This is a genomic window from Rhizobium sp. JAB6, assembly GCF_003024605.1.
Classification (GTDB): domain Bacteria; phylum Pseudomonadota; class Alphaproteobacteria; order Rhizobiales; family Rhizobiaceae; genus Rhizobium.
Genome location: NZ_PYJQ01000001.1, coordinates 554,588 through 568,832, shown reverse-complemented (window position 1 = coordinate 568,832; position 14,245 = coordinate 554,588). Strand labels below are relative to the sequence as shown.

Below are 14,245 nucleotides of genomic sequence, written 5' to 3'. Positions count from 1 at the left end.
TGTCTGAAATCAGGCCCATCGGCCCGCATGTGCGTGAAACTGAAAATCAATAGGCATTGCGATCGCCTCCCGCTGCGGCCCTGCGAAACGGGAAACCGAAATCCGCCATCTCGTCTTCGTCGCGCGTCATGGTGAATTCCGTGCGGGTTGGAAGCTGCCGCTGTTGCACGGGTCCGGGCGCCAGGGCAGGGGCCGCATGCCGCCGCTCGCGCTCGATGCGGAACTCGCGGATGGTCCGGCCGAGCTCCACGACGACGGTATGCAGGTGATCGGCGCCCTCCTCGGAGCGGCTGGCCTCGCTGCCGGCAGCGGCCGCACGCTCGCTGTGGTCGCCGATATCCGACGTCAGCGCCTTGAGGCCGGCGACCTGTTCGTCGCCCGCTGCCGCAATTTGGGAAATGGCTTCGTTGATATCCGTCACCTGACGGACAATACTGCCGATCGCATCCTGGGTGCGTCCGACCATCTGGACGCCGGCGTCCACCTGCGCCTTGGTTCCCGTCACCAGAACCTTGATCTCGCGTGCCGCATCGGCGGAGCGCTGGGCGAGCGCCCGGACTTCCTGCGCGACGACGGCAAAGCCGCGGCCGCTGTCGCCGGCGCGGGCGGCCTCGATGCCGGCATTCAGCGCAAGAAGATTGGTCTGGAAGGCGATCTCATCTATGACGCCGATGATCTGGCCGATCTTTTCGGCCGAGGTCTCGATGTCGGCCATGGCGGAGATCGCCTGGCCGACGATCCTGCCGCTGTCTTCGGCCGCCACGCGGGTCGATGCCGTGACACGCTCGGCCGATCGCGTATCGGCCGCATTGCCGCGCACCTGTTCGGCAAGTTCCGCAAGCTGCTTTGCAGAGGCCGCAAGTCCTCGCGACTGTGCGGAGGATTTTTCCGCCAGGGATTTCGAGGCGCGGAAAATGGCGTCGCTCGTCGCTTCGGCCGCCTGCACACCACCGGAAAGTGCCGAAAACTGCCGCTGAATGTCATCCAGCGCCGCATTCAAGGCCTCCGCGACTTCGCTGTAAGCCTCGGGACAATCGCTCGGAATCCGAGTCGTCAGGTCGTGAGCGGCAAGGCCGCTGGCGAGATCGGCAATTAAGGCCGCCGCCTCGGCACGATCGGCAGTCCGCTGTTCGGCGAGCGCCCGCTGGTGACCGACCCGCAATTCGTTGAACCGCAGCGATACGGCAATCTCGACATCGACCATCACCAGACGCACGACCGATGTCACGAGCTCGCTCAGTTCACGGGCGCGGCGCTTGGCTCCCGGCAGAATGGCGCGGCCGCCCATGTCTTCGAGAAGACCGGCAAGAAGATGCTCGAGCACCACGCCATGGCCCGCAACGTGCCAGCGCGGATCGAGCCCCATCTTGCTTTCGCTGTCGGAAAGAACCTTGACGCGCTCTGCATAGAGGCTGTCGAAGCGCGCATCCGTCAGGATATCCCAGTGGGAAGACTGCAGATCCTGGAGCCGTTGGAGCTGGCTTTCGCTCGCAAAATTGCGCGCGGCGTCCGGATAGGTTTGGAAACGGAGGAAAAGATCGCGAAGGCCGGCTTTCAGATGCGCCTCGAGCATCGGCCGGTTACGGCGAAGCGTGTCGCATTGCGCGGCATCGAGACCAGCAAAGCGCAAGCGATCGCGAAGGCTGCCAGCCTGCGCCCTGCTTACCTGATCTGACGGCGTATCCTGCGCCAAAGTCGTCCCTGCCGAACTGCCGCGCATTCAAGCGCCGGCGAAACCGCTGATGATCCGCGTCAGGCGCAATGAAGAGGCGAGGAAAGGCAGCCGCCGCCGTCGATCGACTGATCGAGGCACCGAAGCTCGCTCGTTCATCAAAGTCTGTTGCGGACCTGTTTGATGACATGGATACCGGATCGAACCCGGTACGACGGGGCGGCTTCATGCCTGGTGAAAACGAGTCACAATTTTCCCATTCCGACGTTCAAGCTCAATATTTATGGTTAATTCCTTGCCCGAAGGTTAATGACGGAAGGAGCCCGCCTCGTAGTTATCTACACTAAATTAGCAATTACTTTCCCGATGTAGTTTGCCGCCGGGGAAGAACATCGATCGCAAGTCACGAGCAAGCTTCATCCCTTACTACCGAGGACAGACAGTTTCGATGTCGTTACGGAGAGAGCAATGATTGTTCTTGGTTTCACAGCCTCGCTGATGGCCGGTCTGACGCTTACGGCCTTCATGCTTCTGTATCGTCTCGAAGAGGCGCGCGGCAAAGCCGCCCCTCGCATTCTCTAAAACTGTAACGGACGTCTCAGGTCCAAAATCGGACATCGGGCACTTCGCGGCCGGACGGCGGCCGCTGCTGTCTTCCAGATGGCAGGGAGCTAGCTTTGGTCTCAATAGTTCCGTATTAAGCCTCACGACCAGGCACCGAGACCCATCCTTAATGCTCGATACGACCCATTCCAGAACAAACGCCCAGAAACTCTCCCTGGGACTCGCCCTCGCGATCATCTTCGGAGTGACGCTGTGGCGTGTGCTCATGCTGCTCTTCAACAGAACGGACCTTTTCGTCGATGAGGCGCAATATTGGTTCTGGGGCCAAAACCTGGATTTCGGCTATTATTCCAAGCCGCCGATGATTGCCTGGGTCATCCGTTTCTTCAATGCGATCTCCGGGTCGGATTCGACCTTCTGGATTCGCTTATCGGCGCCGCTCTTCCATCTCGCCACCGCCCTGATGCTGATGTGCACCACGCGGCGGCTGATCGACGACGGGACCGGACGCGAGATTGCGCCCTGGGTCGGCGTCATCTTCATCACGCTGCCGGCGGCCTCGCTTTCGGCCGTGCTGGTATCGACCGATACGATCCAGATCCTGTTCGTGACGATTGCCATCTGGGCCTTTATCGGCTTGACCAGACGCTCCTCGGTGCTGGAAGCCGTCATCCTCGGCGCCAGCCTCGGTTGCGCTTTCCTGACGAAATATTCGGTGCTCTTCCTGCTTCCAGGCGTCGCCATTGCCATGCTGACGACGCGTTCGGCGCGTATCGCCTGGGGGGATGTGGCGATTGCCGCCATCGTCGGCGCCATCGTCGTTTCCCCAAATCTCTGGTGGAATCTTACCCATGATGCGGCGACCATAAAGCACACTGAAAACATCGCCCAATGGAGCAAGAGCGGCGGCGGTAATACCCTGCTGAAGCACGTACTCAACGGGCTCAGCTTCTTCGGCGCCCAGTTCGGCGTAGTCGGCCCGGTCGTCTTCTATACGCTCTTGTGGGCCACGTGGCGACTGATCCGCGGACAGAGCGACGACCGGGAAAAGCTGCTGTTCTGGTTATCGATGCCGGTCGTGGCGCTGATCACGCTGCAGGCCCTTCTCGCCAAGGCCTATGCCAACTGGGCCGTCTCGGCCTATGCCGCCGGCACCATTCTCGCCGTCTGGCTGCTCTACCGGCTGACGAAAAAGGGGCTGAGCACCTCGCTGATCATCGGCGCCGTCGTCGCCGTCGTGATCCCCGTGTTGACTGTCTTTGCCTACGACATCAAGCTGCCGAACGGCAATCTCGTCATGAAGCGCTATGTCGGCCGCAGCGTCATCAGTGAGGAAATCGCCGATATCGCCACGCAGGCGAAGATGACTGAAATCGTTGCGCAGGATCGCGATATCCTTGCCGATCTCTACTATACGCTGAAGGGCAAGCCGTTCCGTATCTATGCCCGCCATTTCGGCGGCTTCCCCCACAATTATTATGAGCAGGATTTTGCCCTGCCGGCCAGCGTGACCGGTCCGGTATTGTTCGTCGACAACGATCCGATCGATTGCCCGGAAGGCCAGGCCGAGCTCCTGAAGAGCTGGTCGCCGCCCTATGGCGAGATGAAGGGCAAGACGCTCTATGCCTATCGCGTTGCGGCATCCTGCCTGGCGCCCAAAGCGTCAGCCACGGGTGCGACGGAAAACTAAGAAATCGGGGCGAGAGTGTTGACCGGCTCGTGCAACTGCATCATGACAGTCGTTACTAGGAAGACGCCAGGCGTCCTGATATCATGACCAAACCGCCGGAGTTCGCTCCAGCAAAGGAATGAAGGCATTTTGGACCGTTGAGCCCGCTCGAATTCGGCGCCGCCGACAGCGAAGATAGAGACGAGAGGACGCACCGCGCCGGAGCGCGCGTGATCGCTTCGCTGTTCGTCGCATTTTTCGCCTATATCGGACTGGCGCTCGGCGGCGGCATCAATCTTGCCACGCGCGCCGATGCCGAAGCCCTCTCCTCGGGCAAGGACAGCCAGCCGCTCTATCTGTCCCTGCGCGATCCAATACGCGGTATCGTCGTTGCCGACCGGCTGGTGGCGCCGAAGGCGACGTGGCACGACATGGGGCCTGCAACGCTTAGCGCCCTCCCCACCCTCGGATATCCGGCAACCTCGTGGCAGGTGAGCCGCCCGAACCATGCCGCGCGGCTGGAATCGCTGGCGTTTCGCGCCTATCTCGCTCGCGCGCCTCCAGGTACGCTCCTCTAAGCGTTTGGCGCGCATGCGCCGCATTTCCGACAAGACCTCAAGTCCGCGGCCAGGCCGTCGGCATAAGCCTATTTTCAAGGATAATACCCATGCGTACATCACCATGGCTCGTGGCACTTTATACAGTGATCATCGTCATCGGCTTTCTGATCGCGCTGCCGAACGCGCTGCCGCCGTCGGTTCTCAGCAAGATCCCTTCCTGGCTGCCGCATAGCCAGGTTTCGCTCGGCCTCGACCTTCGCGGCGGTTCCTATCTCGTCCTAGAAGTCGACGAGAAGGACCTGACGAACGGCCGGCTGCAATCGCTGCAGCAGGACGCCCGCCGCGTGCTGCGCGACAAGAACATCCAGACCCGCTCGATCGTGCGCAGCGGCGATCAGATCGTCGTGACGCTCACCGATCCCTCGCAAAGTGGTGACGCGGTCACGCAGTTGCGCACGCTTGCCAATACGATCACGTCGGGCCTCTCGGCTGGTCAGTCCGATCTCAACATCACGCCGAATGGCGCGACGATCGCGATGTCCTTCTCGCAGGCCGGCATTTCCGCCAACGTCGATTCCGCCGTCCAGCAGAGCCTCGAGGTCATCCGCAAGCGCGTCGACCAGGTGGGCGTTGCCGAGCCGACCATTCAGCGCGTCGGCCCCAACCGCGTTCTCGTCCAGCTTCCGGGCGCGCAGGATCCGTCGCATCTGCGCGAACTTCTCGGTTCGACCGCGAAGATGTCCTTCCACCTGCTGGCCGACAATGCCGATCCGAACAATCCGCCTCCCGGCGTCACCATCATGAAGGACGAGCAGGGCCACAGCTATCCGGTTCTCGACCGCATCGAACTGTCCGGCGACCGTCTGACGGACGCCCGCGTCAGCTTCGATCCGAACACGCACGAGCCGCTCGTCACCTTCCGCTTCGACAGCGCCGGCGCCAACCGCTTTGCCGAAATCACCCGCGAAAATGTCGGCAAGCCGTTCGCGATCGTCCTCGACAACAAGGTGCTGAGCGCGCCGAATATCCGCGAGCCGATCACCGGCGGTTCGGGCCAGATCTCCGGCAACTTCACCGCGGAGAGCGCCACCACGCTTGCAGCTCTGCTGCGCGCCGGCGCCCTGCCGGCCAAGCTGACGGTCATCGAAGAGCGCACCGTCGGCGCCGACCTCGGCAGCGACGCGATCCAGAAAGGTATCTACAGCGGCCTGCTCGGCTTCGTCCTCGTTGCCGCCTTCATCTTCGTGCTCTACGGCGCGTGGGGTATCCTCGCCAATGTCGCGCTGCTCATCCACACGGTCCTGACCTTCTCGGCCCTGACGCTTGTCGGCGCTACGCTGACGCTTCCCGGCATCGCCGGTATCGTCCTTGGTATCGGCCTTGCGGTCGATGCCAACGTCCTCATCAACGAGCGCATCCGCGAAGAAACCCGCAAGGGCCGAGGCGCCTTCGCCGCCATCGATAATGGCTTCAAGAAGGCATACTCGACGATCATCGACGGCAACATGACGGCGTTGATCGCGGCCGCCATCCTGTTCTACTTCGGCTCCGGCCCGGTTCGCGGCTTTGCCGTGACCATGGGTCTCGGCCTCATCATCTCGATGTTCACCTCCGTCGCCTTCGTGCGCGTCGTGATGATCGCCATCACCCGTCGCCGCAAGCTGAAGGTGATCAACATCAGGCCGCTGATCCCCTTCAGCCCCTATGACAAGCACATCCAGTTCATGAAGGCCCGCTTCTTCGGCGTCACCGTCTCGGCGATCCTGTCGATCGCCTCGGTAGTGCTGTTCATCCATCCGGGCCTCAACTATGGCGTCGATTTCCGCGGCGGCATCCAGATGTCGGTCAAGACCAAGGAGGCGGCCGATCTGGCGACGTTCCGCGCGGGCCTGAACACGCTCGGCCTCGGCGAAATCGCACTGCAATCCTTCGGCGACAACAACAGCCTTCTTGTCCGCGCCCAGCGTCAGGACGGCGGCGAGGAAGCGCAGACAGCGGCAGTGACCAAGCTCAAGGCGGAAATCGTCAAAATCGACCCGAGCGCAACCATCGAAGGCACCGATGTCATCGGTCCGAAGGTCTCGGGCGAGCTTGCCTGGGCCGGCATCCTGTCGGTCGTAATCGCCAGCCTGGCGATGCTGTTCTACATCTGGTATCGCTTCGAATGGCCGTTCGCGGTCGGCGCCATCGTCACGCTGGTGCTCGACGTCACCAAGGCGATCGGCTTCTTCGCGATCACCGGCCTCGATTTCAACCTGACGGCCATCGCCGCGATCCTGACGCTCGTGGGATATTCGGTGAATGACAAGGTCGTGGTCTATGACCGCATGCGTGAAAACATGCGGCTCTACAAGTCGATGCCGCTGCGCGATATCATCGACAAGTCGATCAACGAGACCCTGGCGCGAAGCCTCTATACCAACGCCACCGCCTTCCTGGCGCTGGTGCCGATGGCGATCTGGGGCGGCAGCGCCGTCTCCAGCTTCGCGATCCCGATGGTGTTCGGCATCCTCGTCGCTGGCGCTTCGTCGGTCTTTATTGCGGCGCCGATCCTGCTGTTCCTCGGCGACTGGCGTCGCCGCCATGCCAAGCCGGTCGCCAATGATACGGCATCGCCGGATGGCAAGTCCGGTAAAGACAAGCAGATTCCTGCCGCGTAACGAATGAAAAGAGGACATGCCCGGCTTCCGGGCATGTCCGCCAGCTGCCTTACGAAATCGGCGGCATATGCAAGGGCAGGCCCGGGCGCGGGGCCGTAATCTTTTCCACGACACCGTTTTCCTGCTCGCTGACGAGCAGGTGCTTGCCGTCAACGGTAAAGGCGATATTGGCTGGCCTTGTGCCGCCGGTGCGGATATGGCCGGCCATTTTTCCCTCGGCGTCTACCAGGGAGATTTCCCCCAGGCCGTACATGGCGCAATACAGCATGCCGCTGCGATCGAAGGCGAGGCCCGCCGGCCCGCGCAGCGCATTGACGGCAGGGGATGTCATCGACTGGAGAAACATTTCCTGTCTGCCGCCCACGACCTGCCGATAGATTTTTCCGGTCAGCGTTTCGCTATAGTAGAGCAATCCCTCGGCATCGAAAGCAATGCCGCTCGCAAAGAGCAAGCCGGCCGCCAGGACCCGGATGACCCGGCCCTCTGCCGGATCGATCTGATAGACGCAGCCGTTATAAGCTGCCTTGAAGAAATCTGGATGGATGTGGCCGCCTTCGAGAAGATTGGCCAGACGGATGCCGGAATCGGTCATGTAAAGCAGCCCGTCCGGTCCGAAAGCGAGTGCGTTCGGATGAAGAAACGGACCATCCGCGCTACCCTCGATGACTTGCAGGACGCGCCCTTGCGCCGACAATCTGACAAGGGAATTTTCCGGGCCGTTGGCTACCCAGAAACATCCGTCACCATCGACGGCGATCCCCATCGGCCGGCCGCCGATCCGGCATAATTCCTGCGGTACGCCGCCTGCGTCGAAAAGTTTCAGACAGCGGCGACTGGCATCCATTTCCACGACCGCCAGGCGGCCGTCCGGCAAAGCCACGAGGCCGCTAGGCAGATAGAGCCCGGTGGCAATCGTTTCGTTCATGTTTTGAAACCTTCATTCCACGCACTACCAAGCCCCAAAAACTCAAAATGCTGCGCCAAAATGATACATAAGCACGAGGAAAGTCCTTTTCGAGCCGGACCCGCGCAAATCCGTATAAGATTCTTGCGCCAGAGGTCACATCCGCGTGCGCGGCCCGTTAATCTTGACAGGCTTTAGCGATTCGGAACATCCATAGAACGTCCCTATATTTTCGCGCTTGCGATTCGCCGCATTTCGCGCTCCGCATCTGCCGCCGGAGGTATTCAGGAGAGTTGATGACCGCCGCCTATCTGGAAAAGCTGAACCCGGAGCAAAGGCTGGCGGTGGAACATGGCACGACTGCAGGCGACGGTCATATTGCAGGGCCGCTGCTCGTCATCGCCGGAGCCGGCTCCGGCAAGACGAATACGCTTGCCCATCGTGTCGCGCATCTGATCGTCAAGGGCGCCGATCCGCGCCGCATCCTGCTGATGACCTTTTCGCGCCGCGCCGCCGCCGAAATGGGCCGCCGCGTCGAGCGCATCTGCCGCGAGGTGCTGGGTGCGAATGCCGGGATTACCGCCGACGCGCTGGCCTGGAGCGGCACGTTTCACGGCATCGGCGCGCGCCTGCTGCGGGACTATGCGGAACAGATCGGCATCGACCCGGCCTTCACGATCCACGACCGGGAAGACAGCGCCGACTTGATGAACCTTGCGCGTCACGACCTCGGCTTTTCCAAGACGGAGAACCGCTTCCCGACCAAGGCGACATGTCTTGCCATCTACTCACGCTCCGTCAATGCGGAAGCGCCCCTCGATGGCGTGCTGCGCGATCATTTCCCCTGGTGCGCCATGTGGGAGCAGCAGCTGCGCGATCTTTTCGCCTGTTATGTCGAGGCGAAACAGGCGCAGAACGTGCTCGACTACGACGACCTGCTGCTCTATTGGGCGCATATGCTGCAGGAGCCGCTGATCGCCGAGGACATCGGCAGCCGTTTCGATCATGTGCTTGTCGACGAATATCAGGACACCAACCGGCTGCAATCTTCCATCCTGCTGGCGCTCAAGCCCGATGGCCGCGGGCTGACCGTCGTCGGCGACGATGCGCAATCGATCTATTCCTTCCGTGCCGCGACCGTACGCAATATTCTCGATTTTCCCAAGGCTTTCACGCCCTCTGCCGATATCGTGACGCTCGACCGCAATTACCGCTCGACGCAGCCGATCCTGGCAGCCGCCAATGCCGTGATCGATCTCGCCTCGGAGCGCTTCACTAAGAACCTGCGCACCGAGCGGCAAAGCACCGAGCGGCCGCGGCTGGTGACGGTGCGCGACGAGGCCGACCAGGCGCGCTACATCGCCGACCAGATATTGGAAAATCGCGAGGGCGGCACACGGCTCAAGCAACAGGCGGTGCTCTTCCGCACCTCGAGCCATAGCGGCCCGCTGGAAGTGGAACTCACCCGGCGCAACATTCCCTTCGTCAAATTTGGCGGCCTCAAGTTTCTCGATAGCGCCCATGTCAAGGACATGCTGGCGGCGCTGCGCTTCGCCCAAAACCCGCGCGACCGTGTGGCGGGGTTCCGGCTGATGCAGCTCTTGCCCGGTGTCGGCCCCTCCACCGCGCAGCGCGTGCTCGACCAGATCGGCGAAGAGGCGAGCCCGATCACGGCGCTAACCGAACTCCCGCCGCCACCGCGCACAGGAGACGATTGGACCGCTTTTGTCGAAACGATGCGCGAGATCAAAAGCGGCAAAGCCGGATGGCCGGCGGAAATCGGCCTGGTCCGCCAATGGTACGAGCCGCATCTGGAGCGCGCGCATGAGGATGCGGCGACCCGCCAGGCGGATCTCGTCCAGCTCGAACAGATCGCCGCGGGTTACGGCTCGCGCGAGCGTTTCCTCACCGAACTGACGCTCGATCCACCAGACGCCACCAGCGACCAGGCGGGGGTGCCGCTGCTCGACGAGGACTATCTGATCTTATCGACCATCCATTCCGCCAAGGGCCAGGAATGGACGAAGGTCTTCATCCTCAACGCCGTCGACGGCTGCATCCCCGCCGATCTCGCCGTCGGATCATCTGCCGAGATCGAGGAAGAACGGCGGCTGCTCTACGTCGCCATGACCCGGGCGAAAGACAATCTCGATCTCGTCATTCCGCAGCGCTTCTTCGTACACGGCCAGCATGCACAGGGCGACAAGCATGTCTTCGCCTCGCGTACCCGCTTCATCCCGGCAACCTTGCTGCAGTTCTTCGAGGTTTGCGGCTGGCCGCAGGCGCGGGCTGAAAGCGCCGCCGCCATCCGGGCGCGGGAGGTACGCGTCGATGTCGGGGCGCGCATGCGCGGCATGTGGCGGTGAGTTGGGTTATTGAGGACGGCTGGTCAGGCATGTTCTTTGACGCCGCAGCTTCGCGCCTGGCCCGTCACCCAGCCCTCTCCCCGCGAGCGGTAACCTCGCCAGCCATCCTGCCCTTTTCACTTCGCCTCGCGAAACATCTCGATGATCGCGGAAAAATCGCGCCCGCCATTGCCGAGCTTTTCGAAGAGCGCGTAGAGCTGCGCCGCTTCCGCACCCAGAGGCGTCGACGCGCCGCTCGACAACGCCGCTTCCTGCGAGAGGCGCAGGTCCTTCAGCATCAGCGCTGCCGCAAAGCCGGGTTTGTAATCGTTGTTGGCGGGCGAGGTCGGCACCGGACCGGGCACCGGGCAGTGGGTATTGATCGACCAGCACTGGCCTGACGACGTGGAGGCGACATCGAACAATGCCTGGTGCGAGAGGCCAAGCTTTTCGCCGAGCACGAAGGCCTCGCAGACGCCGATCATCGAAATACCCAGGATCATATTGTTGCAGATCTTCGCGGCCTGGCCGGCGCCGGCATCGCCGCAATGGACGATCTTCTTGCCCATGACCTCAAGCAGCGGCTTCGCAGCCGCGAAGCTTTCCGCCGAGCCGCCGGCCATGAAAGTCAGCGTCCCGGCCGCCGCACCTCCCGTACCGCCGGAGACCGGCGCATCGAGCGAGAGGCAGCCTGCGTCGCTTGCCATCGCATGTGCCTTGCGGGCGCTGTCGACATCGATCGTGGAGCTGTCGATCACCAGGGTTCCCTTGGGGACGGAGCGCAGCACATCGGTCCAGACGGTCAGGACGTGCTGGCCCTTCGGCAGCATGGTCACCACCACTTCCGCATCCGCCAGGGCTTCCGTCAGCACGCTGGCAGGCTTTACTCCCGACGCTTCGGCCGCCTTCAGCACATCATGCGAGAGGTCGAACCCTGTGACGGCATGGCCGGCCTTGACGAGATTGGCGGCCATCGGGCCTCCCATATTGCCGAGGCCGATGAAAGCGATCCGTGTCATGATGTTTTCCTCCCATGATCGGTTATCTTGCGAAAAGCGGCGGCTGCGCCGGTACGAAGAAGCGGTCGATATCGGCAGCCGTCACTTCGGCAAGGCTCGCCGGCGACCATTTCGGATTGCGGTCCTTGTCGATGACGGCAGCGCGCACGCCCTCGTAGAAATCGTGACTATACAATATGCCCTTACAGGCGCCGAGTTCACGATTGAGGCATTCGGCGAGATTGGCGCTCTTTCGCCCTGCTCTTAGAAGCCGCAAGGCCAGCTTCAGGCTGGTCGGCGAGCGGCTGGCAATCACACTTGCGGCTTCCGCGGCAAATTCTCCCGGCTCATCGGCCAAGGCCTTTATAATCTCCTCCACCGTATCTGCTGAAAACGCCCGGTCGATCACATCACGATTTGCCGCAAGCCGGCTTTCACCGGCATCTACGGCCATCGTCCGGATGCGAGCGTGCACGTCGGCAGCGGAGGCGGAAGCGGGCAGCGCTGCTATGACGTCGATCAGAGCCGGCAATGCGGAGGATGCGACACAGTGATCGGCAAAACCGGCATGAATGACATCGGCTGCCCCGACGGTCTGGCCCGTCAAGCCCATCCAAGTGCCGGCCTCTCCCGGCGCGCGCGGCAGCAGCCAGGTGGCGCCGACATCCGGAAAATAGCCGATGCCGGTTTCGGGCATGGCAAGGCGCGTGCGCTCCGTGACGACGCGATGGCTCCCGTGGGCCGAGAGGCCGACGCCGCCACCCATGGTGATGCCGTCCATCAGTACGACATAGGGTTTGAGATAGCGCGAGATGGCGTGGTTGAGCAGGAACTCCTCGCGCCAGAAGGTTTCCGCTTCATCGGTGCCTTCCTTGCCGCTTCGATGCAGCAAACGGATATCGCCGCCGGCGCAGAAGCCCCGCTCCCCCTCGCCCATGACGATGACGCTGGCGATTGCGGGATCGGCGGCGAACTCGTCCAAGGCGGAAGCAATGATCCGCACCATCGGCAATGTCAGGCTGTTCAGCGCCTTCGGGCGGTTGAGCCTGACGATCCCGGCCGATCCGCGCCGCTCGATGAGAAGTTCGTCCGTGCTGTCCATGCAAATCTCCTGTCCTGGCCGCGACCGATCCTCAAAGATTTATCTGTTGTCGGCAAGGATCATTTCGGCTGCCTTCTCCGCGATCATGATGGTTGGCGAGTTGGTGTTGCCCGATGTGATCGACGGCATGATGGAGGCGTCGGCGATGCGCAGCCGTGCCAATGCCCTGAGCCGCAGGCGGGGGTCGACGACGCTTTGCGCATCGCCGCCCATGCGGCATGTGCCGACCGGATGAAAAATCGTCGTGCCGATATCACCGGCGGCGCGCTCCAGATCGGCATCGGTCTCATAGGCCGGTCCCGGCTTGAACTCCTCCGGCCTGAAGCGGGCGAAAGAAGGCTGCGCCACGATACGCCGCGTCAGGCGAATGGAGCGAACGGCGATCTCCCGGTCGCGGGCCGCGGAAAGATAGTTGGGGCTGATGGCCGGCTGCATGGCGAAATCGGGACTGCGCACATGCACCGAGCCGCGGCTTTCGGGCCGTAGATTGCAGACACTCGCGGTGATCGCCGGAAACGGGTGGATGGGATCGCCGAACTTTTCGAGCGAGACCGGCTGCACGTGATACTGCAGATCCGGCGTTTCCTTATCCGGTCCGGAGCGGGTGAAGATGCCGAGCTGGCTCGGCGCCATCGCCATCGGCCCTGAGCGGCGAACAAGATATTCAAGGCCGATCGCCGCCTTGCCGATCAGCTTCGTCGCCTTCTCGTTCAACGTGGGCACACCGGTCACCTTATAGGCGAGACGAAGCTGCAGATGATCCTGCAGGTTCTCACCGACAGACCGGACCTCGCGCACGACCTCGATGCCGGCCTTGCGCAACACCTCACCATGGCCGATGCCCGAGAGTTCGAGAATATGTGGCGAGCCGATGGAGCCGGCCGACAGCACCGTCTCCTTGTTCGCATAGGCGCGCTTCGCCACGCCGTTATGCTGGAAGTCGACGCCGGTCACCGCATCCTCCTCGACGATCAGGCGGCGGACCTGCGCCTTGGTATAGACGGTGAGATTGCCGCGCTTCATCGCCGGCCGCAGGAAGGCCTTCGTCGTGTTCCAGCGGATGCCGGAGCGCTGGTTGACGTCGAAATAGCCGGAACCTTCATTGTTGCCGCGGTTGAAATCCGCCGTTTCGGGAATGCCGGCCTCTTTGGCCGCAGCCTGGAAGGCATCGAGCACGGCCCAGCGCACGCGCGCCTTTTCGACCCGCCATTCGCCGCCTGCGCCATGCATTTCGTCCTTGCCGCGATAATGATCCTCGGACTTGACAAAATAGGGCAGCACGTCGTCCCAGCCCCAGCCGGCGCAGCCGAGCTGCCGCCAGAGATCGTAGTCACGCGCCTGGCCGCGCATGTAGATCATGCCGTTGATGGAGGAGCAGCCACCCAGTACCTTGCCGCGCGGATAGTTCAGCGACCTACCGTTGAGGCCCGCTTCCGGCGATGTGGTGAAGCACCAGTCGGTGCGGGGATTGTTGATGCAATAGAGATAGCCGACCGGGATATGGATCCAGTGGTAATTGTCATTGCCACCCGCTTCCAGCAGCAGCACCCTGTTGTTGCGGTCGGCCGAAAGCCGGTTGGCGAGCACGCATCCGGCGCTGCCGGCACCGATGATGATGTAGTCGAAGCGATCCATGTCCAAACTCAGTAGTTCCCTCTCCCCGCCTGCGGCAGGGCAATCGCATATGAAGTGAGGTCGTTGCCTCGCACCTCCTTCTCCCCTCGGGGAGAAGGAATTTCCGGTGCTGATCCGCCCCATATGCGATAGCCCT

The 14,245-nt window shown here is 62.4% G+C and carries 9 protein-coding genes; 4 read left to right on the top strand and 5 right to left on the bottom strand.

Translation table 11 applies throughout. The features are described from left to right. Window positions 1-46 precede the first annotated feature (46 nt). Window positions 47-1,693 carry a globin-coupled sensor protein gene (locus C7U61_RS02785; protein ID WP_106996592.1) on the bottom strand — a complete coding sequence of 549 codons (1,647 nt, stop codon included), beginning with the start codon at window positions 1,691-1,693 and terminating at the stop codon, window positions 47-49. 712 nt (window positions 1,694-2,405) lie between these two features. Here C7U61_RS02785 and C7U61_RS02780 point away from each other — a divergent pair. The 3 genes from C7U61_RS02780 (at window position 2,406) to secD (ending at window position 7,125) form a co-directional block, all read left to right on the top strand. After that, window positions 2,406-3,926 (top strand): glycosyltransferase family 39 protein, encoded by a 1,521-nt coding sequence (locus C7U61_RS02780; protein WP_106996591.1) that lies wholly within the window; start codon window positions 2,406-2,408, stop codon window positions 3,924-3,926. A 137-nt stretch (window positions 3,927-4,063) separates the two neighbouring features. Then, window positions 4,064-4,483: a hypothetical protein gene (locus tag C7U61_RS02775; protein ID WP_106996590.1), complete on the top strand. Its 420-nt coding sequence runs from the start codon at window positions 4,064-4,066 to the stop codon at window positions 4,481-4,483. Between the two features lie 89 nt (window positions 4,484-4,572). After that, window positions 4,573-7,125: a protein translocase subunit SecD gene (gene secD / locus C7U61_RS02770; protein WP_106996589.1), complete on the top strand. Its 2,553-nt coding sequence runs from the start codon at window positions 4,573-4,575 to the stop codon at window positions 7,123-7,125. A 49-nt stretch (window positions 7,126-7,174) separates the two neighbouring features. Here secD and C7U61_RS02765 read toward each other — a convergent pair whose 3' ends face one another. Further along, entirely contained in the window at window positions 7,175-8,050 is an 876-nt protein-coding gene (locus C7U61_RS02765) for an SMP-30/gluconolactonase/LRE family protein (RefSeq protein WP_106996588.1), read from the bottom strand. 275 nt (window positions 8,051-8,325) lie between these two features. Here C7U61_RS02765 and C7U61_RS02760 point away from each other — a divergent pair, with 275 nt between their 5' ends. Continuing rightward, window positions 8,326-10,395: an ATP-dependent helicase gene (locus tag C7U61_RS02760; protein ID WP_106996587.1), complete on the top strand. Its 2,070-nt coding sequence runs from the start codon at window positions 8,326-8,328 to the stop codon at window positions 10,393-10,395. Window positions 10,396-10,511: 116 nt separating this feature from the next. Here the strand turns inward: C7U61_RS02760 and mmsB are convergent, their stop codons facing one another. Genes mmsB through C7U61_RS02745 form a run of 3 tightly spaced genes read right to left on the bottom strand, consistent with a single transcriptional unit; the run spans window position 10,512 to window position 14,109 of the window. Further along, entirely contained in the window at window positions 10,512-11,393 is an 882-nt protein-coding gene (gene mmsB, locus C7U61_RS02755; RefSeq protein ID WP_106996586.1) for a 3-hydroxyisobutyrate dehydrogenase, read from the bottom strand. Between the two features lie 22 nt (window positions 11,394-11,415). Beyond that, window positions 11,416-12,474: an enoyl-CoA hydratase/isomerase family protein gene (locus tag C7U61_RS02750; protein WP_106996585.1), complete on the bottom strand. Its 1,059-nt coding sequence runs from the start codon at window positions 12,472-12,474 to the stop codon at window positions 11,416-11,418. A gap of 39 nt (window positions 12,475-12,513) precedes the next feature. After that, complete coding sequence (locus C7U61_RS02745; protein ID WP_106996584.1) at window positions 12,514-14,109, bottom strand: GMC family oxidoreductase N-terminal domain-containing protein; 1,596 nt, start codon at window positions 14,107-14,109, stop codon at window positions 12,514-12,516. Window positions 14,110-14,245 lie beyond the last annotated feature (136 nt).

Coding starts and splice junctions, on each gene's coding strand:
- C7U61_RS02765 (WP_106996588.1), bottom strand. CDS start 8,050: ATGAACGAAACGATTGCCACCGGGCTCTATCTGCCTAGCGGCCTCGTG.
- C7U61_RS02745 (WP_106996584.1), bottom strand. CDS start 14,109: ATGGATCGCTTCGACTACATCATCATCGGTGCCGGCAGCGCCGGATGC.
- C7U61_RS02750 (WP_106996585.1), bottom strand. CDS start 12,474: ATGGACAGCACGGACGAACTTCTCATCGAGCGGCGCGGATCGGCCGGG.
- C7U61_RS02760 (WP_106996587.1), top strand. CDS start 8,326: ATGACCGCCGCCTATCTGGAAAAGCTGAACCCGGAGCAAAGGCTGGCG.
- mmsB (WP_106996586.1), bottom strand. CDS start 11,393: ATGACACGGATCGCTTTCATCGGCCTCGGCAATATGGGAGGCCCGATG.
- C7U61_RS02780 (WP_106996591.1), top strand. CDS start 2,406: ATGCTCGATACGACCCATTCCAGAACAAACGCCCAGAAACTCTCCCTG.
- secD (WP_106996589.1), top strand. CDS start 4,573: ATGCGTACATCACCATGGCTCGTGGCACTTTATACAGTGATCATCGTC.